This window comes from Streptomyces sp. NPDC093221, assembly GCF_044753885.1.
Lineage (GTDB): Bacteria > Actinomycetota > Actinomycetes > Streptomycetales > Streptomycetaceae > Actinacidiphila.
Window position 1 is genome coordinate 336,280 of record NZ_JBIVOA010000004.1, and the last position, 21,528, is coordinate 357,807.

Genomic DNA, 21,528 nt, shown 5'->3' on the forward strand with positions numbered 1-21,528 from the left:
AGCTCATATCCCATCAGACTCCGGACGCCCATGAGTAAACTTCGGGCATCCCGCCGAACCTGAATAGGTGAACCGACATGAGTGACCTGCTGGAGCGGCTGCGCGGACGCGGCTGGCGGATGACCTCCCAGCGGCGCGTCGTCGCCGAGGTTCTCGACGGCGACCACGTCCACCTGACGGCCGACGAGGTGCACGCCCGCGCGGCCGGGCGGCTGCCGGAGATCTCGCGGGCCACCGTCTACAACACCCTGGGCGAGATGGTCGCGCTCGGCGAGGTCATCGAGGTCTCCACCGACGGCCGCGCCAAGCGGTACGACCCGAACGCGCACCACGCCCACCAGCACCTGGTGTGCTCGCGCTGCGGCACGATCCGGGACGTCCACCCGACCGGCGCCCCGCTGGCGGACCTGCCGCCCGAGGAGCGCTTCGGTTTCACCGTCTCGGCGTTCGAGGTCACCTACCGGGGCGTGTGCCCGTCCTGCGCGTGAGGACCGCGTCTCGGCGCGAACACCGGTAGCCGTCAGTCCTCGGCGGCGGGCAGCGCCGTCGCGACCACCCGGCGGATGGCGGGCAGGTCGACGCTCGCGGCGAGCGCGTCGTCCTCCGGCATGCCCGTGGTCGCGTCCTCGACGTTGAGCAGGGTGCGGAAGACGCGCGGCAGCACGGTGCGGCCGAGCAGGTCCTCGGCGAGGGCGGCGCCGTCCTCGGGTCCCATGCCGTAGTGCTCGACGAGATACGCGGCCAGCCGTTCGTGGGTGGTGGCGAACATGGCGTCGAAGTACGCGCGCGAACTGGCGGGCAGCCACGCGGCGGCGGCGATGCTCAGCCGACAGGTGCGCACCTGCGACTCCCACGTCATGAGCTGGAGGAACCGCCCGCAGAACAGGGTGACGGCCTCCGCGGGGTCCGCGGAGTACGCGTCGGGCGTCCGCAGCCTGCCGAGGTAGAGCTCGCGGACGAGTCCGAGGACGGCGAGGAACAGCTTCTCCTTGTTCTCGAAGTGCGCGTACAGCGACCGCTTGGACGTCCCGGCGCGGGCGGCGACGGCGTCCATCGAGGCGCGCGCGTACCCGGCCTCGAGAAACACATCCTTGGCCATGAACAGGATGTGGCGCCGCAACTCCTCGCCCCGTCGCTGCTCCCCGCGCTGTCGCGGCCCGCCTTCTTCGGTCATCGGCTTGCATCCTCAAAAGTAAACGGTACGGTAGAGTTTACTTGTTCGAGCGACCTTTTCCCATGCCGCTGGAGTGAACTCATGATCGTCATCACCGCACCTACCGGAAATATCGGACACCAGGTGGTCGGCCGCGTCCTCGCCGCCGACGAGCCGGTCCGCGTCGTCGTCCGCGACCCCGCCCGGCTGAGCGCCGACGTCCGCGAGCGCGCGGAGGTGGTCCAGGGCTCGCACGGCGACCCCGAGGCCGTGGCCCGCGCCCTCGACGGCGCCGACGCGCTGTTCTGGCTGCCGCCGCCCAACCCCCACGCGGCCACCCTAGACGAGGTGTACTCCGACTTCGCCCGGCCCGCCGTCGAGGCGATCCGCGCCTACGGCGTCAAGCACGTCGTCAGCGTCAGCTCCCTGGGCCGCGGCACCGCCTACGCGGACCGGGCCGGGCATGTGACGGCCACGCTGGCCCTGGACGACCGGCTCGCGGAGACCGGCGCGGCCTTCCGGTCCCTGAATCTGCCCAGCTTCATGGACAACCTGCTCCGCCAGGCCCAAGTGATCAAGGCGCAGGGCGTGTTCTTCAACGCGCTCTCCCCTGACCGCGCGCTGCCCACGGTGGCCACCCGCGACATCGCCGCCGTCGCCGCCCGCCTGCTGCTCGACCCCTCGTGGAGCGGCCGGGAGGACGTACCGCTGCTCGGTCCCGAGGACCTGTCGCAGAATGACACGGCCGCCGTGATGGCCGACGTCCTCGGCTTCCCGGTCCGCTACCAGCAGGTCCCGGCGGGGCCGTTCAAGGAGCGGTTCCTCGGCGCGGGCATGTCCGAGGCCATCGCCCAGGGCATGCTGGACATGGCGATCGCCAAGGACGGCGGCCTCGACAACGGGATCACCCGCACCCCGCAGCACGCCGTCGACACCCCCACCACGCTCCGGCAGTGGTGCGAGGACGTCCTCAGGCCCGCGGTCGAGGCCGCCTGACCGACCAGGGTCTCAGGCCGCGTACTGGTGGGAGGAGTACGTGAGATAGCCCGCGTCGCCGCCCTGGTAGTACGTGGCCTCGTCGACGGGGGCCAGCGGCAGGCCGACGCGCAGCCGCTCGACCAGGTCGGGGTTGGCGATGAAGCCGCGGCCGAAGCTGATCAGGTCGGCGCCCAGCGCGAGCCAGTGGTCGGCGTCATCCCGGCCCGTCTGCTTGGGGCCCATCGGCAGCACGGGGTTCATGATGAGGGTGCCGGGCCACGCCCGGCGCAGAGCGGTCAGCACCTCCTCGTCGGCGGTCGCCTCCAGGTGGACGTACGCCGGTGAGAGCGCCGCCAGTTCGGTGAGCAGCGCCGCGTACAGCTCCGGTACGTCGTCCTCCCGGACGCCCCAGAAGGTGGCGCCCGGCGAGAGCCGGATGCCGGTGCGGTCCGCGCCGACAGCCTCGACGGTGGCGGCGACCGCCTCGACGGCGAAGCGGATCCGGTTCACGACCGAGCCGCCGTACCCGTCGGTGCGCAGGTTGGCGTTGGACGAGAGGAACTGTGAGATCAGATAGCCGTTGGCGCCGTGCAGTTCCACCCCGTCGAACCCGGCGTCGACCGCGCGGCGGGCGGCGTCGCCGTACGACCGCGCGTGCTCGGGGATCTCGGCGGTCTCCAGGGCGCGGGGCGTCGGGGCGGGCTGCGGGCCGGTCGGGGTGAACACCTCTCCCACGGCAGCGACGGCCGAGGGCCCGACCGGCAGCGTCCCGATGGTGTCGGGGTGCGAGACCCGGCCGCCGTGCATGAGCTGGGCGAAGATCCGGCCGCCGCTGGCGTGCACGGCGTCGGTCACCGGACGCCACGCGGCGGTCTGCTCGTCGGTGTGCAGCCCCGGCGTGCCCGGGTTGGACTGCCCGATCGCGCTCGGCTGCACGCCCTCGCTGACGATCAGCCCGGCGGTCGCCCGCTGGGCGTAATAGGCCGCCATCGACGGTGTCGCCAGCCCGCCCGCCGCGGCCCTGACCCGGGTCATCGGGGCCATGACCAGCCGGTTGGGCAGGGTCAGACCGCCGAGCCGGTAGCTGGTGAAGAGGTTCGTCACGTCGGGCTCCTTCATGCGTAGCGCGTCACTTCCGTACCGCCCGGTCTCCCGGACACGACTGCTACGCTAAAACCTGACATTGACGTCAGAGGCAAGCTCTGTGACGCAGACCATAGCCCGCCCGGGAGCCACCGCCCGGGCGGTGGGAACAGCCGGGAGGACATCGTGCGGATCGGGGAACTCGCGGCGCGGGCCGGGGTCAGCGTGCGGTCCGTGCGCTACTACGAGGAGCAGGGGCTGCTCACCAGCGTGCGCAGCGGCAGCGGGCAGCGGCACTACACGGACGAGGAGGTCGAGCGCGTCGCCTTCATCCAGCGCCTCTACGCGGCGGGCCTGTCCAGCCGCACCATCGCCGAACTGCTCCCCTGCGTCGACTCCCCCAGCGAGGAGAACTCCGACGCCGCCCTCGACCGGATGGCCCTGGAGCGCGACCGCCTCTCGGCCCATATCGACGACCTCGTCCGCACCCGCGACACCCTCGACGCCCTGATGGTCACGGCGCGGACCCACCGTGACCAGGTCCTCGCGGGGACGGCCACCCCCATGGAGGCGGCCAGGTCCTGCGTGGGGCACGCAGCAGGCTGACGGCCTCCGCGGGGGTCGCGACGACGGGGACGGACTCCGGCGGGGGCGGGCGGCGGACGATCAGGACGGGGATACCCGCCTCACGGGCCGCCGTGAGTTTGGGGGCGGTCGCGGAGCCGCCACTGTCCTTGGTGACCAGGACGTCGATCCGGTGCTCGCGCAGCAGCGCCCGTTCGGACTCCGCCGTGAACGGGCCGCGGGCCAGCAGAACATGGACGTACGGGGGAAGCGGCGGGTCCGGCGGGTCGACCGAGCGTGCCAGCAGGAATGTGGCGGGCGCCGCGGCGAAGGCCGCGAGGTCGCCGCGCCCCGTGGTCAGGAAGGGACGGCTCCCGAGGCCCGGCAGCAGGGCCGCCGCGTCCGCGACGGAGTCGGCCCAGTGCCAGCGGTCGCCGGGACCGGCCGCCCAGCCCGGCCGGCGCAGCACGAGCAGCGGCAGGCGTACGGCGCGGGCCGCCTCGGCAGCGTGGGCGCTGATGACGGCGGCGAAGGGATGCGTGGCGTCGACCACCGCGTCCACCCGTTCCTCGCGCAGCCAGCGGGCCAGCCCGTCCGCTCCCCCGAAGCCGCCGATCCTGACCCGGCCGTCCGGCAGCCGGGGCTCCGCGACCCGCCCGGCCAGCGAACTCGTCGTCACCAACCCCGGAACGGCCGCGAGCAGCTCCGCGAGCCGCCGGGCCTCCCCCGTACCGCCGAGGATCAGCACATGCCTCGACTCCGCGCCGGGCGAGGTCACTTGGCGACGCCGCGCCGCAGCAGATAGGTGTCCATGATCCAGCCCTTGCGCGCCCTGGCCCGCGCCCGTACGTCGCTGATCCGTTGCGCGAGGGCGTCGTCCAGCGGTCCGGACAGCAGGATCTCGTCGGGCGTGCCGAGATACGCGCCCCAGTAGATCTCCAGCCCCTGGCCGGTGAAGCGCCCGAAGGTCTGGTGGGCGTCCAGCATCACCACCACGTCGTCCACCCCGTCCGGCAGCCCGCCGTCGGCGAGCCTGCGCCCGGTGGTGATCTGCACCGGCCGCCCGACCTGGTTGAGGCCCGTGCGGTGCTTGGCGGCCAGCGACGAGACGCTGCTGACGCCGGGCACGACCGTCCACTCGAACGCGGCGCTCCCCCGGCCGTGCACCTCTTCGAGGATGCCCAACGTGCTGTCGTACAGGGCCGGATCGCCCCAGACGAGGAACGCCCCGCAGCCGTCGTCCGGCAGTTCCCCGGCGATCAGCCGCTCGTAGATGTCGGCGCGGCGCCGTCGCCAGTCGCCAACCGCGTTCGCGTAGCCGGGAGTTGTCCGTTCCCGGTCGCGCTCCGGGTCGCGCGCGACGACCACACGGTGCGGCCGTACGGCGTGCCGTCGCAGGATCTCCTCGCGCAGCGCGACCAGATCGGCCTTCTCCTCGCCCTTGTCGAGCAGGAAGAACACCTCGGTGCGGCCGATCGCCCGCACGGCCTGGAGGGTGAGCTGGTCCGGGTCGCCCGCCCCGATACCGATGACGAAGATCTGTTTCACGGTCCGGAGTCTCGCACAGCGGTCAGGGGCGTATGTCACAACGTCGCAGGCCCGATTGACGTGCCTGTTCGACAGCCCCTACGCTCAATTACGTGATGGCGTGAGGAAGCTGGTGAAAATCCAGCACGGTCGCGCCACTGTGTAGCCGGTCATCGAGGAGGTGGCCGGTGAGTCAGATACTCCGCCGTCACAACGCCCCATTCGATCGAGGGACGCCGAATCCCTGAAGGAGGCCCACCCGTGAGCTCTGTGTCCGCTCCCACCACCACCGCCACACCGGTTGTCCTGCCGGTCTCGAAGGCCGTGATGTGGCTGGTAGGCACCGCGATCCTGGCTTTCGCCGTCTACTACTTCATCGGTGTCGACCAGGGCGCGGTCAGCGTCTTCGGCAAGGACACCCACATCCACGAGTTCGTCCACGACGCCCGGCACTTCCTCGGTTTCCCCTGCCACTGAGTTCGCGCCGACGGAGCCGACAGAACAGACGGACAATTCGACATGGAAAAGAAACTCATCCTGCGCGGCATAGTCGTCGGCGCAGTCGCAGGGCTGCTCGCATTCCTCTTCGCGCGGATCTTCGCGGAGCCGGACATCAGTAAAGCGATCGACTACGAGAGCGGCAGGGACGACGCGCAGGCCGCGCTCGACAAAGCCGCCGGGCTGCCGATGGAGCACGCGGGACACGAGTTGTTCAGCCGCACCGTCCAGGCGGACGTGGGCATCGGCGTCGGCATGATCTTCTTCGGCATGGCCATGGGCGCGCTCTTCGCGGTCGCCTACGCGGTCTGCCTGGGACGCGTCGGCAATCTGCGGGCGCGCAATCTCGCGCTGCTGGTCGCGGGCGGCGGATTCCTCGGCATCTACCTGGTGCCGTTCCTCAAGTACCCGGCGAATCCGCCCGCCATCGGGCACGAGGACACCATCAAGGACCGCACCGGGCTCTATCTGGTGATGGTCGTGTGTTCGCTGGCCTTTCTGGTCGGCGCGGCACTGCTCGGCAGAAGGCTCCAGGCCCGGTTCGGGAACTGGAACGCGACCCTGCTCGCCGGTGCCGCCTTCGTCGTCGCGATCGGCGTGGTGATGGCGCTGCTGCCGCAACTGGGCCACCTGGCGTACAACAAGGAGAATTTCGGCAACCACGCGACGGAGACGCCGCTGCCGCTCACCGACGACAAGGGCCGGATCGTCTATCCGGGATTCCCCGCCGATGTGCTGTTCTCCTTCCGCTTCTACTCGGTGGCCGCGCAGCTCCTGCTGTGGACGGTGATCGGGCTGGCCTTCGGCCCGTTGGCCGAGCGGGTGCTCGCCTCGCGCACCGCCCCCGCCGCGCAGACCGGCAGGACGGACCCGGTCAGCGCGTGAACCGATGAACGACGACGCGCCGCCGCCGTCCGAGCCGCCCGCCGAGGCGTCCCGGACGGCGGATCTCGCGGCCCTCGGCCCGTTCTTCGCCGCCGAGGGGCACCGCGCCGGTTCCGATACCGGCGCTCCCTGGCGTTCGATGGCCGAGCTGGCCGACGGCGGACCCGCGCTCGGCGACCGGGTGGCGGGCGTCAGGCGGTATCTCGCGGCGGCGGGCGGCCGGGAGGCGGAGGCCGTGGAACCGCGGGTCGCCGCGTCCGTGGCCCACCTCGGCCTGGTCGCCCGGGTGCTGTCGCCGTCGCTGGCCCTCGCGGTCCTGCGCGGCGAGGTCGCGCCGGGCCTGCGGCTCGCCGATCTGCGCTGGCAGCCGGTCCTGGGCGGCCCCTTCCCGCTGTCGCTGCCGCACACGCCTCAGGACACCGGCCACACGGCTCCCGTCGCGCCCGCGGGAGGGGAGGCCCTGGCCGCCGCCCTCGCCCGCCATCTGCTCGACGGGCCGGTGCGCGAACTGGCCGACGCCTTCACGCCCTTCAAGGTGTCCCCGCACATCCTGTGGGGCAACAGCGCCTCCGCGCTGAACGGCGCCGCCGGGATGCTCGCCGCGGCGCGCCCCGCCGACGCCGGGCGCGTACGGTCGCTGGCCGCCCTGCTGCTGGACCGGCCGCCGCTGCGCGGTACGAGCACGGGGGCACGTACGGGCGCACCGGGCGCGCCTTTCCGCCGGCGCAGTTGCTGCCTGATCTACCGGGCCGCGCCGGGGGGCGCGGGCGGGCTCTGCGGCGACTGCGTCCTCGCGCCGGTGGTACCGGCACCCCGCTGAGCTTGGGGCAGGCCAGGGTGGGCATCCTTATTGCCAGTACCTTGCAACAAGGACAGAGGTGCGTCTAGCTTGGCTTCGCCCGCTTCGACAAAGGACTGATGAAATGACCACCGCCACGTCTCCGGACGCACCGGCACCACCAGGGTCCCGCTGGCGCCGCATCGCCGGCTCGATGACCCGCGCCGAGTGGACGAGGGTCGGCGGCATGTTCGCCTTCATCCTCGCCCTGCACATCATCGGCTGGTTCACGCTGGTGGCGATCGTGGCCCCCGAGCACTACAGCCTCGGCACCAAGTCCTTCGGCATCGGCATCGGCGTCACCGCGTACACCCTCGGCATGCGGCACGCGTTCGACGCCGACCACATCGCGGCGATCGACAACACCACCCGCAAGCTGATGGGCGAGGGCAAGCGGCCCCTGTCGGTGGGCTTCTGGTTCTCGCTGGGCCACTCCAGCATCGTCTTCGGCCTGGCCTTCCTGCTCTCGCTCGGCGTCAAGGCGCTCGCCAATCCCGTCGAGGACGACGACTCCCAGCTCCACAACGTCACCGGCTGGATCGGCACCACCGTCTCCGGCACCTTCCTGTACGTCATCGCCTTCATCAACCTGGTGATCCTGGCCGGAATCTGGAAGGTCTTCCGGCAGATGCGCGAGGGCCACTTCGACGAGGCGGCGCTGGAGGAGCAGCTCAACAACCGCGGTTTCATGAACCGGTTGCTGGGCCGGGTCATGAAGTCGATCACCAAGCCGTGGCAGATGTACCCGCTGGGCCTGCTCTTCGGCCTCGGCTTCGACACCGCCACCGAGATCGCGCTGCTGGTGCTCGCGGGCTCCGGCGCGGCGTCCGGGCTGCCCTGGTACGCGATCCTCTGCCTGCCGGTGCTCTTCGCCGCGGGCATGTCGCTGCTGGACACCATCGACGGCTCGTTCATGAACTTCGCCTACGAGTGGGCGTTCTCCAAGCCGGTCCGCAAGGTCTACTACAACCTGACCATCACCGGCCTGTCCGTCGCCGTCGCCCTCATCATCGGCACCGTCGAACTCCTCGGCCTGGTCGCGGACAAGGCGGGATTCCACGGCGCCTTCTGGGACTGGGTCGGCGGGATCGACCTCAACATCGTCGGCTACGTCATCGTGGGCCTGTTCTTCGCCACCTGGGCCGTCGCCTTCGCCGTCTGGCGGTTCGGCAACATCGAGGAGAAGTGGTCGGCGGGCCTGCGCACCGCCGACCAGCAGGCCGACTGACCGGCGGCCCGCCCACGGCCCACGACGCGTCCGGGGCGGGCCCTAACCGCCCGCCCCGAGCGGCGGGCGGGTGCCGACGACGACGGTCGCGTACAGCTCGTCCGAGTCGGTGACGTGCGCGCGGAGCCCGGCGGCGGTGAAGAGGCCGACCGCCCGCCGGGCCTGCCGCTCGCTCGACTCGACCAGCAGGGAACCGCCGGGGGCGAGCCAGTCGGTGGCCCGCGCGGCGACACGGCGCATGACGTCGAGGCCGTCGGCGCCTCCGTCGAGCGCCATCAGGGCCTCGTGGTCGCGGGCCTCGGGCGGCAGCAGGCCGACCTCTTCGCTCGGTACGTAGGGGACGTTGGCGGCCAGCAGCCCGACCCGTCCGCGCAGGTCGGCCGGGAGCGGCGCGAAGAGGTCACCCTCGTACACCCGCCCGCCGACGCGGGCCACATTGCGGCGGGCGCAGCGCACCGCGGCCGGGTCGAGGTCGGCGGCGTGCAGTTCGACGCCGCCGCCGAGCGCGGTGGCCAGGGCGACGCCGACGGCCCCCGAGCCGCAGCACAGATCCAGGACGACGGCGCCGGGCGCGGCGAGCCCGGCCGCGACCTGGACGAGGAATTCGGTACGGCGGCGCGGCACGAAGACGCCGGGGTCCACGGCGAACCGCTGTCCGGCGAACTCGGCCCAGCCGAGGACGTGTTCGAGCGGCAGACCGTCCGCGCGGCGCGCGACCATCGCGGTGAGTTCTTCGGGGGTCCCGGCCGCCGCGATGAGCAGCCGCGCCTCGTCCTCGGCGAAGACGCAGCCCGCCGCCCTGAGCGCGGCGACGACGGTGGATTCGGGCGACGGTGCGGTGAAGTCCGACATGTAGAGCCTTTCGGGAAGCCCACGGGCACTCCCCCGGCCTCACCTACGTCGGAGAGACCGCTCGGCCGTACGGCGGGAGCACCCGGCCTGCGATACCGGTAATCGGTCCCACCTCCTCGGCTGATCTCGGCTGATCTCCACTGCTGTGGCGGGTCCTGGCCCGCCGCTGACGGCATCGACCCTACCCCACGGCGCGCCGCGCCCGTCGCCCCGGACCCGCGCCCTCGGACGGCGGCGCACTAACCGCAATGTAACGGTTAAGCATCAGCGCTGAATCAGTCCCTTTACCGGCCCACAACCCAATGCAATAGTGCGGTCGTTCCGCCACTGAATCGCTTAAGTACCGCGCTGTGGAGACGGAGATGGTGCACATGAAGGGCAAGGCACTCGCCGGGTCGCTGCTGGCGACCATGGCGCTGCTCGCCGCGGGTTGCGGTGGCGGGGGCTCGACGTCCAAGGGCGGCACCGCCACCGTGCCCGCCGACCCGTCGGCGGTGTCGGGTGACATCAAGGTCCTCACCCAGCGGACCGACCTCGTGCAGGACGGCACGATGAAGAAGTACGCCGCCGAGTTCAGCAAGCTCTACCCGAAGGTGCGGGTGACCTTCGAGGGGATCACGGACTACGAGGGCGAGGTGAAGATCCGGATGAACACCTCGAACTACGGCGATGTGCTGATGATCCCGGCGGCCATCAAGACCGACGACTACCCGAAGTTCTTCGCCTCGCTGGGCAGCGCCGAGGAGTTGGGAAAGAAGTACACCTTCACCGGCAAGGCCACGGTCGGCGGCAAGGTCTACGGCATCGCGAACTTCGCGAACGCGGCGGGCTTCGTCTACAACAAGGCCGTCTGGCGGCAGGCCGGGGTCACCGACTGGCCGACCACTCCCGACGCCTTCCTCGCCGACCTCAAGGCCGTCAAGGCCAAGACCTCCGCGACGCCGTACTACACCAACTACAAGGACGGCTGGCCGCTGACCGCCTGGACCTCGGTGCAGGGCGCGGCCACCTGCGACGCCGAGGCGGCCGACGAGCCCGCCACCGACCCGGACCCCTGGCGCGCGGGCACCGACCTGAACGTCGGCGACACGCTGCTCTACACCATCGTGCACGACAAGCTCTCCGAGCAGGACCCGACCACCACCAACTGGGAGAACAGCAAGAATCTGCTGGCCACCGGCAAGATCGCCACCATGTGGCTGGGCTCGTGGTCCATCGTGCAGATGCAGGACGCGGCGAAGAAGGCCGGGCGCGACCCGTCCGAGATCGGCTACATGCCCTTCCCCTCCCAGAAGAACGGCACCTTCTGCACCCCGGTGGCGCCCGACTACCAGGAGGCGGTGAACGTCCACTCCAAGAACAAGGCGGCGGCCCGCGCCTGGATCGACTGGTTCACCGACAAGTCCGGCTACGTGCAGACCAATCAGGCCGTCCCCACGCTCAAGGGCGGACCGCTGCCGTCGGCCCTCAAGCCGTTCCAGGACGCCGGTGTGCGGTTCGTGGAGATGTCGCAGGCGCAGAGCGCCAAGGTCACCAGGATCGACAACCAGTCCGAGATCGGCATGACCGACAAGCCTGAGTACCGCCAGCACCTGATCGACGTGGCGCGCGGCGCCGCGGGGGGTGATCTCCCCGGCATCTTCGCCGGCCTCGCCAAGAAGTGGGCGAACGCGCAGAAGACCGCCGCCCTGTGACGCGCGCCCGGGTCTGGCGGACCGTGACGCCGTGGCTGTACCTGGCGGTGCCGCTCGCTCTGCTGATCACGTTCACCTACCTGCCGGTCGGCACCATGATCAGGGACAGCTTCACCGACTGGGACGGGGTCAGCCCCGACCGGAACTACGTCGGGGCCAAGAACTACGTGGAGCTGTTCACCAGACCCGAGCTGTTCCAGGTCTTCTTCGTCAGCGTCTACTACCTGGTGGCGTCGGTGGCGCAGATCGCGCTGGCGCTGTACTTCGCGACCGTGCTCAGCTTCGACCTGCGGTTCCGGAATCTCTTCAAGGGCCTGCTGTTCTTCCCCTACCTGCTCAACGGGGTCGCGATCGGCTTCGTCTTCCTGTACTTCTTCCAGCCGCACGGCACCCTCGACACCGTGCTGAGCGCCTTCGGGGTGCACGGGCACCACTTCTGGCTGGGCAGCGGGCGGACGGCGAACACCTCGCTGTCCGCGGTGTCGGTGTGGCGCTTCATGGGCCTGAACTTCGTGCTGTTCCTCGGCGCGATCCAGTCGATCCCCGGTGAGCTGTACGAGGCGTCGGAGTTGGACGGCGCCAACCGCTGGCAGCAGTTCCGGCACATCATCGCGCCGGGCATCAAACCGGTGCTGAGTCTGAGCGCGATCCTGGCGATCTCCGGCTCGCTGTCGGCGTTCGAGATCCCGTACATCATGACCGGCGGCGCGGCGGGCACTCAGACCTTCGTGATCCAGACGGTGAAGCTGGCCTTCGAGTTCAACAAGATGGGGCTGGCCTCGGCGGCGGCCGTCGCCCTGCTGGTGATCATCTTGCTGGTGACCTGGTTGCAGCGCGTCGTGGTGCCCGACGAGAGGAACGATCTCGTATGACCTCGCTGCTCGTCCGCGACACGGCGCAGGCCCCGCCGCCGGAGACCGTCGACTGGCCCGCCCGCACCCGCAGGGTGCTGGTCAGAGCGCTGGTGTACCTCTCGCTCGTGCTGGCCTCCGCGGTGGTGCTGCTGCCGCTGGTCGCGGTGTTCCTGACCTCGCTCAAGACGTCGCGGGAGATGACGGCGGACGGCGGGGCGCTGTCGCTGCCGCACAACTGGCTGAACTACCACAATTATGTGACGGCCTTCCGGGCCGGGAAGATGCTGCGCGCGTTCGGGAACACCGCCTTCATCCTGGTCTTCTCGATCGCGGGCACGGTGCTGATCGGCTCGATGGCGGCGTACGCGATCGACCGGTTCCACTTCCGGCTGCGGCGGCTGGTGATCGCGCTGTTCCTGATCGGCTCGCTGGTGCCGAGCGTGACGACACAGGTGGCGACCTTCAAGATCGTGAACAACTTCGGCATGTACGACAGCCGTTGGGCACCGATCGTGCTGTACATGGGCACGGACATCGTGTCGATCTACATCTTCCTCCAGTTCATCCGGAGCATTCCGGTCTCGCTGGACGAGGCGGCCAGGATCGACGGCGCGAACACCTTCACGATCTACTGGCGGATCATCCTGCCGCTGCTCAAACCGGCCATCGCCACGGTGGTGATCATCAAGGGGATCACGGTCTACAACGACTTCTTCATCCCTTTCCTGTACATGCCGTCGGAGAGTCTGGGGACCATCTCGACGTCGCTGTTCCGCTTCAAGGGGCCCTACGGCGCGCATTGGGAGGACATCTCGGCGGGCGCGATCCTGGTGATCGTGCCGACGCTGGTGATCTTCCTGTTCCTCCAGCGGTTCATCTACAACGGATTCACCAGAGGCGCGACGAAGTAGGGACGCAGCGGGAGCGAAGCGGACCGGCGCTCGCCGGTCAGGTCGTACGGGCGGGCGGGGCGGTGCTCTCACGCGGGGTCGGCACCGGGGTGGCCACCGGTCCCGTCGCGGGTGTGCCGCCCTTCAGCACGGTCAGCAGCAGCCGGGCCACCTCGGCGCCGAAGCCGAAGACGTCATGGCTCATCGCCGACAGCTTCGGCGGGGTGAGCTGGCACAGCTGCGAGTCGTCCCAGGCGAGCAGCGAGACGTCACGGGGGACGGCGAGGCCCATCTCGCGGCCACCGACAGACCGGCGACGGCCATCAGGTCGTTGTCGTGGAGGATCGCGGTGGGGCGGCGTCCCGGCTCCCCGGCCGGAGGGCTCACCGCTCGTCGCCCGGATCCGTGCGCTGGACCGCGGAGTTGACGCAGTACAGCGCCGCGGCGGCGGCTCCGGGCTCCGGCCGGTCCCAGCCGCGTACGGTGATCGTGACGCGCTCGCCGGGCAGCAGCGTGACCAGGCCCCGGTCGGCGTGGGCCGCGGGGTCGAGCCGGTCGGCCTGGAGCAGCAGGTCGCGCAGGAGCGTCCGGGCGGTGACGGTCACTTCGGTGGCGCCGCCGTCGGAGGTGGCCAGCTCCAGGTCCCAGCGGGGCGCGGGGTAGGCGAAGTCCTTGTCCCTGGCCGGGAACCACAGGGCGCGGACGTCCTCGCCGCCGCCGGGTCCTTCGGCCTCGACGGTCAGCAGTTCCTTGGTGCTGTCGCCCGGCGGTACGAGGTCGCGCGGTACGGCGATCTCGGCGACCGTGCGGGCCGTCGCGGTGAACGGCAGCCGGGCTTCGGCGAGTACGGCGCCGTCCACCGCGACCCTGCGCAGGACCGCCGTGCCCGACCAGTCCCGCGCGCTCTGGTTGATCAGGGCCGCGATCAGGCCGTCGGCGCGCTCCTGGACGGTGAGCAGCCGGTCCGCGTAGAGCCGCTTCAGCTCGTGGTAAAGCGGCTTCTCGCGCTCGTCGCCGTCGATCGCGGCCCACGACGTCACCGGCCAGCAGTCGTTGAGCTGCCAGACGACGGTGCCCGCGCAGGCAGGCCAGTGCGAGCGCCAGTGCTCGATGCCGCACGCGATGGCGCGGACCTGGTTGACCTGCGTCAGGTAGTGCCAGGTGTCGAAGTCGGCGGGGGCCGGGAAGTGGTGGGCCAGGCCGCGGTCCAGCTTGCCGTTGCCGTCGGCGGCCTTCTGGTGGTGCAGCATGCCGGGCGAGTCCGGGGTGAGCGGGTCGTCGGTCAGCGCCCGGCGCAGCGTGGCGTACGCGGGCGGCGCCTGCCAGCCGAATTCGGCGACGAAGCGCGGCACGTCCTCCAGGTAGCCGGTCCAGTCCCGGCGGTTCCACACCTCCCAGGAGTGGGCGGTGCCGTGCGCCGGGTCGTTGGGGTGGTGGTTCCAGGAGCCGGACCAGGGGCTGCCCGCCCAGTAGGGCCGGGTGGGGTCGGTCTCGGCGACCACGCGGGGCAGCAGGCCCAGGTAGTAGCCCTCGCCCCAGGACGCGCCCGCCAGATCCTGCTCCCAGTCCCAGTCGCGGAAGCCCCACAGATTCTCGTTGTTGCCGTTCCACAGCACGAGGCTGGCGTGCGGGGCGAGCCGGGCCACGTTCTCCCGCGCCTCGGCCTCCACCTCCGAACGCAGCGGCTGCTCCTCGGAGTAGGCGGCGCAGGCGAACAGGAAGTCCTGCCAGACCAGCAGCCCGGCCTCGTCGCAGGCGTCGTAGAAGTCGTCGCTCTCGTAGATCCCGCCGCCCCAGACGCGGATCAGGTCGACGCCCGCGTCCTTGGCCTGCTGGAGCCTGCGGCGGTAGCGGTCGGGGGTGATCCGGGTCGGGAAGACGTCGTCCGGGATCCAGTTGACCCCGCGGGCGAATATCGGCTCGCCGTTGACCAGCAGGGTGAAGGGGGTGCCCTTCTCGTCGGGGGCGGTGTCGAGGGTGACGGTGCGGAAGCCGATGCGACGCTGCCAGTGGTCGAGCGCGACGCCGCCTTCGCCGTCGGTGCCCTCGGTCCCGGCGTCGACGAGGGTGACCTCGCAGTCGTACAGCGGCTGGGCGCCGTAGCCGTGCGGCCACCACAGCTCGGGGCCGGGCACCTCGGCGGTGACGGTGCACCGGTCGGCGCCCGCGGGCACGTCGGCCTCGACCCGCGTCTCCCCCACCCGCAGGCGGACGGTCAGCGGACGGTTCAGGCCGGACGCGGTGCGCTCGATCTCCAGCCGGGCCTCGACCCGTCCGGTGCCGTCGGCCACCGTGACCAGCGGGGTGACGCCCGACAGCCGCGCGGTCGACCAGTGTTCGAGCCGCGCGGGCTTCCAGATCCCGGCGGTGACCAGTGTCGGACCCCAGTCCCAGCCGAAGGAGCAGGCCATCTTGCGGATGTACTGGAAGGGCTCGGGGTACGAGTTGGGCCGGTCGCCGACCAGCGCGCGGACCCGTTCCGCCTCGGTGTAGGCGGAGGTGAAGGCGACGGTCAGCGCGGTCTCGGCCGCCGGTCCGTACCGCTCGGTGACGTCGTAGCGGTAACCGCGGTGCATGTTGCGCGTGGCGCCGAGGACGGTGTCACCGAGGCGGATCTCGGCCACCGTGTCCAGGCCGTCGAAGACCAGGTCGGTGCGCTCGTGCCCGGTGGCACGCGGCGGCAGCGCCGTCTCGTACGTCCAGTCCGCGCGTCCCACCCACGCCGCCGCGGTCTCGTTCCGATCCAGGAACGGGTCCTTCAGCAGCCCGGCGGCCATCAGGTCGGTGTGCACGCAGCCGGGTACCTGGGCGGGTACGGTGCCGCCCCCGAGCGCGGGGGCGGCGTCCGCTCCGGCTCCGGCTCCGCCTCCGGCTGCCGACCCGGACTCGGGAAGGCGCAGCCTCCAGCCGTCGGCGATCGGCGTGACGTCCTTCATCCCTGCTCCTTGCCTGCTGTTGCCTTGCCGCCGGGCGGTTTCCGGCCGGTTGTCGGCCCCGTGGCCCGCGGCGCCCAACCTAGCGACCCCGCCGACCGGCTGTCCATTAAACGGTAAAGCACCGCAAGTGCTGATGGGAAGCGGGGTGTTCCCTTGATGTCAGGGGGTTTGCTGAACCGATACAGGGCCGCCCCGGAGCCGGCCCGGAGCCTGTCCGGGGCCGGTGCGGGACCCGGCGGGCCGTGGCGGTGAAAAAACCTCCGCCGGAGGCGATGAGTTTCGGACGCCGCGCCGGTCAACCCCGCACAAGCCGTATCCGATCCTCGGGAGTGATCCGCATGGCCAAGTCCACCACCACCGTCACCGACTACCTCGCCGCCCTGGAGGAGCCGCTGCGCGAAGTCGGCACGAAGGCGCGGGAGATCATCGAGGCCGCGCTGCCGGACGCGCCCGGCGCCATGTGGCACGGCCACCCGGTGTGGAGCCTGGGCGGAGCGCCGGGCGTCGCACCGGTCTGCCTGCTCAAGGCGTACGGCTCCTATGTGACCTTCGGGCTCTGGCAGGGCCAGCAGGTCGAGGACGCCAGCGGGCGGCTGGAGCCGGGCGCGCGGGCCATGGCCTCGGTCAAGCTGCGCGCTCTGGACGACGTGGACGCCGAACTGTTCACGCGGTGGCTCGCCCAGGCCCGCGCGCTGGCCGCGGCGGAGTCGGCCTGAGCGCGGGAGGCCGCGGCACGCGGCGAGGCCGCACCGCGCGAGGAGGCGGCGGTCAGCGCGGGCCGCGCCGGCCGCGCACGGCCAGGGCCACGCAGCCGACCGTCGCCGCCAGGGCCAGCGCGGCGGGCAGCCGTGCCCAGTCGGTACCGGCCACCGGCACCGTCGCGCAGACGAAGGTCAGGGCGACGGCCGCCGCCGCGGTCAGGGCGGGGGCCGGGCCGCGGGCGGCGCGCGGCGCGGTCGCGCCCCGCGTCCAGTCGTCGGTGATCAGCAGATACGCCAGGAAGAGGCCCACGACGCAGGCGGCCAGCCAGGTCGGCGGTTCGGTGACCGCCGCGGCCACCACCGACCCCACGGCGAGGACGGTGGAGCGGCGGCGGGCGGCGATCTTCGCCCAGCGCATCGAATTGCGCACCGGCCGCTCGTCCACCATCGGCGCCGCCCACCAGGCGACCCCGGCCACCACGAGCAGCGCCACCTGTGCGCCGAGCGAGTGGCGTACGGCCTCCGGCGCGTCGCACGCCGCGAGCGCGAGCGCCACGGCCAGGCAGCGGGCGGGCAGTTGGGCGGGGAGCCGGATGCGGCGGGCCGCCCGGGCGGAGGCCGAAGGTGCAGAAGGTGCCGAAGGCGCGTCGGCCGAGGGGGCCGGGTCCGCGGGCGTCAGGGCGGGAGCCGAAGGCGCCGCGGGCGCGTCGGCCGAAGGCGCCGCGGGCGCGTCGGCCGAAGGTGCCGCGGGCGTCAGGGGCGAGGGTGCCGGGGCCGCGCCCGGCCGCTCCGCCGTACCGCTCATCGCCTGCCTCCGTGGATACGTGTGCGCACCAGCGGCGCCAGGGCCAGATCGAGGGTCTCGCCGCGCTCGTGGGTGACCACCGCGATGCCGCGCTCCTTCAGCGCGAAGCGCGTCGCGTCCCGCTCGGACCGCCACAGCCGCAGGCCCAGCTCCGCGTTGACGTCGCCGGGTTCGATGTACGGGTCCGCGGTGGCGATCTCGATCACCACCAGGGCGAGGGCCCGCGCGGCCACGCGATGCAGCACGTCGAGGATCCGCTGGTCGGCGAGCGGCGTGAAGACGTACACGATCGCGCCTTCGGGCAGCGCGGGCGGCGGGAGGTTGCTCACGCCCTCGGTGCGGTAGGAGATGTCCTTGCGGACTTCGAGGACGCTCTCGACGATCCGGTAGAAGTAGCCGTCCCCGCTGCCCGGCTGGAGCCAGCGGGTCGTGCCGCCCACCGAGACGACGCCGACCCGGTCGTGGGTGCGCAGATAGGCGCGGACCAGTCCGGCCGCCGCGCGGAAGGTCTCGTCCAGCGAGGACGTGCCGGTGACCGGGTCGAGGACGTCGCCGAGTCCGTCGAGCATGACGACGGTGTCGGCGGCGCGCTCCGCGGCGAACTGCTGGAGTTGCAGGGAGCCGCGGCGGGTCGTGGCGGGCCAGTTGATCCGCCGCTGCCGCTCGCCGCGGATGTACGGGTGTACGCCGGTGACCTCGACGCCCTCACCGCGCTGCGCCGCGGTGTGCTCGCCGAGCCGCTGCGGGAGGCGGACCGGGATGGGCGTCATCCCGGCGCGGGACGGCACGGGGAACACCCGCACCTCGCCGAGGTCCGCGCGGACCGTGCGGCGGGCGGTGCCGCCCGCGTCGTAGAGGTCGAGGTCGACGGTACCGAGCGTCCAGCGGCCCCAGCGCTCGGCGGTCAGCCGCAGTTCCACGCGCGAGCTGCCCACGGTGAGATGGTCGAGCCGTACACCGGGCCCCAGCGTGACGCCCGGGTCGAGCCGCCCGCGGTCGCCGTCGTACGCGACGGTGATCCTGGCGGTGACGGTCTCGTCCTCGAACAGCCGCCGCGGTTCGACGTCGACCGTGACGTCCATCCGCGCCGTGCGCGTGCCGTACGGGAGTGAGAGCGCGAGCAGCACCAGCGGGCCGGCGGCCAGCGCGAGCAGCCACGGCCGTCCGGTGAGCAGGGCGGCGGCGACGGCGACCGCGGTCACCGTGCCGTACCGCAGGGCGCGTTCGCCCGCCCGCCAGCCGGTCGGCGGCGGCGGCGGTGGCTCCGCGGGCACGGCCCGCCGCTCGCCGGGCGGAGACTGGGCGCCGCCGAGCGCGCGGGCGACGGCCGCGTGGGGGTCGGTCATGACGCGACGGCGTCACGGGCCGCCAGCGGCAGGGTCTGCGGGGCGGGTACGGACTGCACGATCTCCCGGATCACGTCGTCGGCGTTGATCTGCCGGACCCACAGCTCGGGGCGGAGCGTGACGCGGTGGGCGAGCGCCGGGACCGCCACCCACTTCACGTCCTCGGGGGTGACGTAGTCCCGGCCGTCGAGCACGGCGCGGGCGCGGGCGAGTTGGACCAGCGCGAGGCCGCCGCGCGGTGACGCGCCGACCTGGATGTGCGCGTGGTCGCGGGTCGCGCCGACCAGCGCCACGATGTACTCCAGCAGGTCGTCCTCGACCTCGACCCGCTCCACCGCCGCGCGCATCGCGAGCACTTCCGACGGCCCGCTGAGGGTGCGCAGCTTCGCCTCGGGCGCGGCCCTGTCGATCCTGGACCGCAGCATGTCGGTCTCCTGCGGCGCCGACAGATAGCCCATCCGCACCCGCAGCAGGAACCGGTCGAGCTGCGCCTCGGGGAGCGTGTACGTGCCCTCGTACTCGATGGGGTTGGCGGTCGCGATCACCACGAACGGGTCGGGCAGTTCGCGGGTGCTGCCGTCGATCGACACCTGGGACTCGGCCATCGCCTCCAGCAGGGCGGCCTGGGTCTTGGGCGGGGTGCGGTTGATCTCGTCGGCGAGCAGCAGGTGCGTGAAGACGGGGCCGGGCCTGAAGACCATCTCGCCGCTGTGCTGGTCGTAGAAGGGCGCGCCGGTGACGTCGGAGGGCAGCAGGTCGGGGGTGAACTGGATGCGGCGGAAGTCCAGTCCGAGGGTGGTGGCGAAGGATCTGGCCAGCAGCGTCTTGCCGAGTCCCGGCAGGTCCTCGATGAGGACGTGGCCGCCCGCGAGCACGCCGAGCATGACCAGCTCCAGCGGTTCCGGCTTGCCGACCACGGCGGTGCGGATCTCGGCGAGCACCTCGGCGGCCCTCTCACCCGCCCGCCGGGGGCTCAGGGCGTCGGCGTCGTGGTCGGATATGCGCTCGGAGCTGGTCACTGCGGTCCTCACCTTGCCTGGTCGTGGAGCGTCGTGAAACGGGGTACGGGGGCGCGCCGCATGGTGCACGCGCGGAATGCGGGCACGGGGCGGCGGACGCGCGGAATGCGGGCGCGGTCACAGCGTCTCCAGCCGGTCGAGCAGCGCCCGCAGTACGGCTTCGGGAATCGCCGGCTGCGGCGGGCCGGTCGTCGGGTCGATCCACCGCCACAGGTCGGGACCGACGATCGCGCGGGCCCGGTCGGGGCTCTTGCGCAGCAGCACCCCGTGCCGCTCGGCGAGCCGGGCCGCGAAGAGCCGCTGCAACTGCGGGCGGAGCGTGGAGTGGAAGTGCAGGGCGCCTTCGGGGCCGAGCGCCTTGCGGACGACCCGCGGCCATTCGCCGAGCGCCGGGGCGCGACCGCCGAGCAGCCGTACGGACTTGCGGTATCCGCTGTCCTGCGCGCCCGCGCCGCCGACGTACCGGGCGACGCCCAGCGCGACGACGGTGATCAGGGCGAGGCCGGTGGCCGCGGCGACGAGGCCGTCGGTGAGCGCGAGCAGCACTTCGGCGGCGACGACGAGGCAGCCGAGCAGGGTCAGCGAGTGGCGTACGGAGCCGGGCGGGCCCGCCGCCCGCCGGAGGCGTTCTTTCACTGTGCGGCCTCCGCGGCTGCTTCGGTGGTCCGCTCCCCGGAACCGCCGCCGTCGCCCGAGGCGGCCTCGTCCGGGGCGAGTTGGGCGGCGATCTCGGTGAGTGCCCGCGCGGCGCGGTCCCGGTGGCCGTCGTCCATGGGGTGGGTGGAGTAGCGCGCCTCACGGAAGAGCGCGGTGAGCGCCGCCGCGCTCGGGCCCGCCAACCGGCCTGCCGTGACGGCCCGTTCGAGCAGGTCCTGCGGGCTGTCGGAGGCGCGGCGGGCGATGCCGGAGGCGGCGAGGGACCGTTCCATGGCGGCGTAGCAGGCGATGACGGCGGCGCGCGCGTCGGCGTCGTCCCGCAGTGCCCGGCGCCCGGACTCCACGGCCTCGGCGAGCAGTTCGTCCTCGTCGTCGGCCTGGTCGTACCCGGGGCCGTCCTGCCGCTCCGCCTCGCCCGACCGCAGATAGCGCCAGAGCAGCACGGCGGCGAGGACGACGGCCAGCACCAGCAGTCCGATGCCGATGCCGATCAGGACATGCGTCAGCCAGGAGGGGAAGCCGTGGTTGTCCTGGTGCCTCTTGAGCGGACGCGGCGGTGTGGGGGCGCTGGGGGTCGGCGCGGTGGCGTCTCGCCATTTGCGGTCCTTGCCGCCGCCCGAGGTACGGCCGGACGCGTGGAACCGGTGCATGACGAAGATCAGCAGCGGGACGACGAAGGCGGCGCCCAGCAGTGCGGCGCGGACCACGTCCGCGAGCCGCTGCCGCAGCGGGTCGGACTCGGCGTCGTCACCGACCTGGAGCACATAGCGGTTGTGGAGCATCAGCGCGCCGATGAACCACGCGAGGCCGAGCGCCACCACGAACACATTGCCGCCGAGCGGTCCGCCGCCCTTGCCGAACGCCTTGCCCTCGGGCCGCAGCACCAGGGCGCTGAGCGCCAGACCCGCGATCACCAGGACGCCGAGCGCCGCCCGTGCCCCGGCGCTCGTCCGCGGCCCTCCCCCGTTCCCCGCCCGTCCCACCGCCACCTCCCCTTGTCGCGGAAGGCAGCTTCGCACA

The 21,528-nt window shown here is 72.1% G+C and carries 23 protein-coding genes and 1 riboswitch; of the genes, 11 read left to right on the forward strand and 12 right to left on the reverse strand.

Annotated elements, in window-relative coordinates:
* Positions 1 to 77 precede the first annotated feature (77 nt).
* Positions 78 to 488 (forward strand): Fur family transcriptional regulator, encoded by a 411-nt coding sequence (locus ACIQCJ_RS18395; protein ID WP_402711915.1) that lies wholly within the window; start codon positions 78 to 80, stop codon positions 486 to 488.
* Between the two features lie 32 nt (positions 489 to 520).
* Here ACIQCJ_RS18395 and ACIQCJ_RS18400 read toward each other — a convergent pair whose 3' ends face one another.
* On the reverse strand, positions 521 to 1,174 hold the full coding sequence (locus ACIQCJ_RS18400; RefSeq protein WP_402711916.1) for a TetR/AcrR family transcriptional regulator: 654 nt from the start codon (positions 1,172 to 1,174) through the stop codon (positions 521 to 523).
* Positions 1,175 to 1,255: 81 nt separating this feature from the next.
* Here ACIQCJ_RS18400 and ACIQCJ_RS18405 point away from each other — a divergent pair, with 81 nt between their 5' ends.
* Positions 1,256 to 2,149: an NAD(P)H-binding protein gene (locus ACIQCJ_RS18405; RefSeq protein WP_402711917.1), complete on the forward strand. Its 894-nt coding sequence runs from the start codon at positions 1,256 to 1,258 to the stop codon at positions 2,147 to 2,149.
* A 12-nt stretch (positions 2,150 to 2,161) separates the two neighbouring features.
* Here ACIQCJ_RS18405 and ACIQCJ_RS18410 read toward each other — a convergent pair whose 3' ends face one another.
* Positions 2,162 to 3,235: an alkene reductase gene (locus tag ACIQCJ_RS18410; RefSeq protein ID WP_355341004.1), complete on the reverse strand. Its 1,074-nt coding sequence runs from the start codon at positions 3,233 to 3,235 to the stop codon at positions 2,162 to 2,164.
* Positions 3,236 to 3,400: 165 nt separating this feature from the next.
* Between ACIQCJ_RS18410 and ACIQCJ_RS18415 the strand changes: the two genes are divergently transcribed.
* On the forward strand, positions 3,401 to 3,820 hold the full coding sequence (locus ACIQCJ_RS18415) for a MerR family transcriptional regulator (RefSeq protein WP_391161936.1): 420 nt from the start codon (positions 3,401 to 3,403) through the stop codon (positions 3,818 to 3,820).
* Here the strand turns inward: ACIQCJ_RS18415 and ACIQCJ_RS18420 are convergent.
* Together ACIQCJ_RS18420 and cobF are read right to left on the reverse strand one after the other, a co-directional pair.
* Positions 3,729 to 4,556 (reverse strand): cobalt-precorrin-6A reductase, encoded by an 828-nt coding sequence (locus tag ACIQCJ_RS18420; RefSeq protein ID WP_402711918.1) that lies wholly within the window; start codon positions 4,554 to 4,556, stop codon positions 3,729 to 3,731. The genes ACIQCJ_RS18415 and ACIQCJ_RS18420 overlap by 92 nt on opposite strands.
* Positions 4,553 to 5,326 carry a precorrin-6A synthase (deacetylating) gene (cobF, locus tag ACIQCJ_RS18425; RefSeq protein ID WP_402711919.1) on the reverse strand — a complete coding sequence of 258 codons (774 nt, stop codon included), beginning with the start codon at positions 5,324 to 5,326 and terminating at the stop codon, positions 4,553 to 4,555. Before cobF ends, ACIQCJ_RS18420 begins: the two co-directional genes overlap by 4 nt.
* Before the next feature lie 55 nt (positions 5,327 to 5,381).
* A riboswitch (cobalamin riboswitch) is annotated at positions 5,382 to 5,530 on the forward strand.
* A 102-nt stretch (positions 5,531 to 5,632) separates the two neighbouring features.
* Between cobF and ACIQCJ_RS18430 the strand changes: the two genes are divergently transcribed.
* The 4 genes from ACIQCJ_RS18430 to ACIQCJ_RS18445 all read left to right on the forward strand — a co-directional run bounded on the left by ACIQCJ_RS18430 (position 5,633) and on the right by ACIQCJ_RS18445 (position 8,754).
* On the forward strand, positions 5,633 to 5,782 hold the full coding sequence (locus tag ACIQCJ_RS18430; protein ID WP_188281174.1) for a CbtB-domain containing protein: 150 nt from the start codon (positions 5,633 to 5,635) through the stop codon (positions 5,780 to 5,782).
* Between the two features lie 42 nt (positions 5,783 to 5,824).
* Positions 5,825 to 6,688, forward strand: coding sequence for a CbtA family protein (locus ACIQCJ_RS18435; RefSeq protein WP_391161940.1), 864 nt, complete (start codon positions 5,825 to 5,827; stop codon positions 6,686 to 6,688).
* A 4-nt stretch (positions 6,689 to 6,692) separates the two neighbouring features.
* Positions 6,693 to 7,508: a (2Fe-2S)-binding protein gene (locus tag ACIQCJ_RS18440; protein ID WP_402711920.1), complete on the forward strand. Its 816-nt coding sequence runs from the start codon at positions 6,693 to 6,695 to the stop codon at positions 7,506 to 7,508.
* A 103-nt stretch (positions 7,509 to 7,611) separates the two neighbouring features.
* Positions 7,612 to 8,754, forward strand: coding sequence for a HoxN/HupN/NixA family nickel/cobalt transporter (locus tag ACIQCJ_RS18445; protein WP_402711921.1), 1,143 nt, complete (start codon positions 7,612 to 7,614; stop codon positions 8,752 to 8,754).
* Between the two features lie 42 nt (positions 8,755 to 8,796).
* On the opposite strand, the gene ACIQCJ_RS18450 is transcribed toward ACIQCJ_RS18445, so the two are convergent.
* Complete coding sequence (locus ACIQCJ_RS18450) at positions 8,797 to 9,606, reverse strand: putative protein N(5)-glutamine methyltransferase (RefSeq protein ID WP_402711922.1); 810 nt, start codon at positions 9,604 to 9,606, stop codon at positions 8,797 to 8,799.
* 362 nt (positions 9,607 to 9,968) lie between these two features.
* Between ACIQCJ_RS18450 and ACIQCJ_RS18455 the strand changes: the two genes are divergently transcribed.
* From ACIQCJ_RS18455 to ACIQCJ_RS18465, 3 genes are read left to right on the forward strand one after another with little or no spacing between them, the layout of a single operon-like run.
* Positions 9,969 to 11,300: an ABC transporter substrate-binding protein gene (locus tag ACIQCJ_RS18455; protein ID WP_402711923.1), complete on the forward strand. Its 1,332-nt coding sequence runs from the start codon at positions 9,969 to 9,971 to the stop codon at positions 11,298 to 11,300.
* Positions 11,267 to 12,172, forward strand: a complete 906-nt coding sequence (locus ACIQCJ_RS18460) for an ABC transporter permease subunit (RefSeq protein WP_391118052.1) — start codon at positions 11,267 to 11,269, stop codon at positions 12,170 to 12,172. Before ACIQCJ_RS18455 ends, ACIQCJ_RS18460 begins: the two co-directional genes overlap by 34 nt.
* Positions 12,169 to 13,065: a carbohydrate ABC transporter permease gene (locus tag ACIQCJ_RS18465; RefSeq protein WP_402711924.1), complete on the forward strand. Its 897-nt coding sequence runs from the start codon at positions 12,169 to 12,171 to the stop codon at positions 13,063 to 13,065. The genes ACIQCJ_RS18460 and ACIQCJ_RS18465 overlap by 4 nt, the downstream gene beginning before the upstream one ends.
* A 37-nt stretch (positions 13,066 to 13,102) precedes the next feature.
* On the opposite strand, the gene ACIQCJ_RS18470 is transcribed toward ACIQCJ_RS18465, so the two are convergent.
* Together ACIQCJ_RS18470 and ACIQCJ_RS18475 are read right to left on the reverse strand one after the other, a co-directional pair.
* Positions 13,103 to 13,336 (reverse strand): substrate-binding domain-containing protein, encoded by a 234-nt coding sequence (locus ACIQCJ_RS18470; RefSeq protein WP_402711925.1) that lies wholly within the window; start codon positions 13,334 to 13,336, stop codon positions 13,103 to 13,105.
* A 91-nt stretch (positions 13,337 to 13,427) separates the two neighbouring features.
* Positions 13,428 to 15,980, reverse strand: a complete 2,553-nt coding sequence (locus ACIQCJ_RS18475) for a glycoside hydrolase family 2 protein (protein WP_402711926.1) — start codon at positions 15,978 to 15,980, stop codon at positions 13,428 to 13,430.
* Between the two features lie 338 nt (positions 15,981 to 16,318).
* Between ACIQCJ_RS18475 and ACIQCJ_RS18480 the strand changes: the two genes are divergently transcribed.
* The gene (locus ACIQCJ_RS18480; protein ID WP_401722016.1) at positions 16,319 to 16,696 is read left to right on the forward strand and encodes a DUF1801 domain-containing protein; all 378 of its coding nucleotides are present in this window, start codon (positions 16,319 to 16,321) and stop codon (positions 16,694 to 16,696) included.
* A 52-nt stretch (positions 16,697 to 16,748) separates the two neighbouring features.
* On the opposite strand, the gene ACIQCJ_RS18485 is transcribed toward ACIQCJ_RS18480, so the two are convergent.
* The 5 genes from ACIQCJ_RS18485 to ACIQCJ_RS18505 all read right to left on the reverse strand — a co-directional run bounded on the left by ACIQCJ_RS18485 (position 16,749) and on the right by ACIQCJ_RS18505 (position 21,491).
* A complete protein-coding gene (locus ACIQCJ_RS18485) occupies positions 16,749 to 17,486 on the reverse strand; it encodes a hypothetical protein (RefSeq protein WP_402711927.1) in 738 nt (245 codons plus the stop codon).
* Positions 17,483 to 18,832 carry a DUF58 domain-containing protein gene (locus tag ACIQCJ_RS18490; protein WP_402711928.1) on the reverse strand — a complete coding sequence of 450 codons (1,350 nt, stop codon included), beginning with the start codon at positions 18,830 to 18,832 and terminating at the stop codon, positions 17,483 to 17,485. Before ACIQCJ_RS18490 ends, ACIQCJ_RS18485 begins: the two co-directional genes overlap by 4 nt.
* Complete coding sequence (locus ACIQCJ_RS18495; RefSeq protein WP_402711929.1) at positions 18,829 to 19,851, reverse strand: AAA family ATPase; 1,023 nt, start codon at positions 19,849 to 19,851, stop codon at positions 18,829 to 18,831. Before ACIQCJ_RS18495 ends, ACIQCJ_RS18490 begins: the two co-directional genes overlap by 4 nt.
* A gap of 117 nt (positions 19,852 to 19,968) precedes the next feature.
* Positions 19,969 to 20,487: a hypothetical protein gene (locus tag ACIQCJ_RS18500; RefSeq protein ID WP_402711930.1), complete on the reverse strand. Its 519-nt coding sequence runs from the start codon at positions 20,485 to 20,487 to the stop codon at positions 19,969 to 19,971.
* Positions 20,484 to 21,491 (reverse strand): DUF4129 domain-containing protein, encoded by a 1,008-nt coding sequence (locus ACIQCJ_RS18505; protein WP_402711931.1) that lies wholly within the window; start codon positions 21,489 to 21,491, stop codon positions 20,484 to 20,486. Before ACIQCJ_RS18505 ends, ACIQCJ_RS18500 begins: the two co-directional genes overlap by 4 nt.
* Positions 21,492 to 21,528: the final 37 nt, after the last annotated feature.

Excerpts from the sequence above, each read along its gene's own strand:
- ACIQCJ_RS18395 (WP_402711915.1), top strand. The coding sequence starts at position 78 with ATGAGTGACCTGCTGGAGCGGCTGCGCGGACGCGGCTGGCGGATGACC.
- ACIQCJ_RS18400 (WP_402711916.1), bottom strand. The coding sequence starts at position 1,174 with ATGACCGAAGAAGGCGGGCCGCGACAGCGCGGGGAGCAGCGACGGGGC.
- ACIQCJ_RS18405 (WP_402711917.1), top strand. The coding sequence starts at position 1,256 with ATGATCGTCATCACCGCACCTACCGGAAATATCGGACACCAGGTGGTC.
- ACIQCJ_RS18430 (WP_188281174.1), top strand. The coding sequence starts at position 5,633 with ATGTGGCTGGTAGGCACCGCGATCCTGGCTTTCGCCGTCTACTACTTC.
- ACIQCJ_RS18435 (WP_391161940.1), top strand. The coding sequence starts at position 5,825 with ATGGAAAAGAAACTCATCCTGCGCGGCATAGTCGTCGGCGCAGTCGCA.
- ACIQCJ_RS18440 (WP_402711920.1), top strand. The coding sequence starts at position 6,693 with ATGAACGACGACGCGCCGCCGCCGTCCGAGCCGCCCGCCGAGGCGTCC.
- ACIQCJ_RS18445 (WP_402711921.1), top strand. The coding sequence starts at position 7,612 with ATGACCACCGCCACGTCTCCGGACGCACCGGCACCACCAGGGTCCCGC.
- ACIQCJ_RS18450 (WP_402711922.1), bottom strand. The coding sequence starts at position 9,606 with ATGTCGGACTTCACCGCACCGTCGCCCGAATCCACCGTCGTCGCCGCG.
- ACIQCJ_RS18455 (WP_402711923.1), top strand. The coding sequence starts at position 9,969 with ATGGTGCACATGAAGGGCAAGGCACTCGCCGGGTCGCTGCTGGCGACC.
- ACIQCJ_RS18465 (WP_402711924.1), top strand. The coding sequence starts at position 12,169 with ATGACCTCGCTGCTCGTCCGCGACACGGCGCAGGCCCCGCCGCCGGAG.
- ACIQCJ_RS18470 (WP_402711925.1), bottom strand. The coding sequence starts at position 13,336 with ATGGGCCTCGCCGTCCCCCGTGACGTCTCGCTGCTCGCCTGGGACGAC.
- ACIQCJ_RS18475 (WP_402711926.1), bottom strand. The coding sequence starts at position 15,980 with ATGAAGGACGTCACGCCGATCGCCGACGGCTGGAGGCTGCGCCTTCCC.
- ACIQCJ_RS18480 (WP_401722016.1), top strand. The coding sequence starts at position 16,319 with ATGGCCAAGTCCACCACCACCGTCACCGACTACCTCGCCGCCCTGGAG.
- ACIQCJ_RS18485 (WP_402711927.1), bottom strand. The coding sequence starts at position 17,486 with ATGAGCGGTACGGCGGAGCGGCCGGGCGCGGCCCCGGCACCCTCGCCC.
- ACIQCJ_RS18490 (WP_402711928.1), bottom strand. The coding sequence starts at position 18,832 with ATGACCGACCCCCACGCGGCCGTCGCCCGCGCGCTCGGCGGCGCCCAG.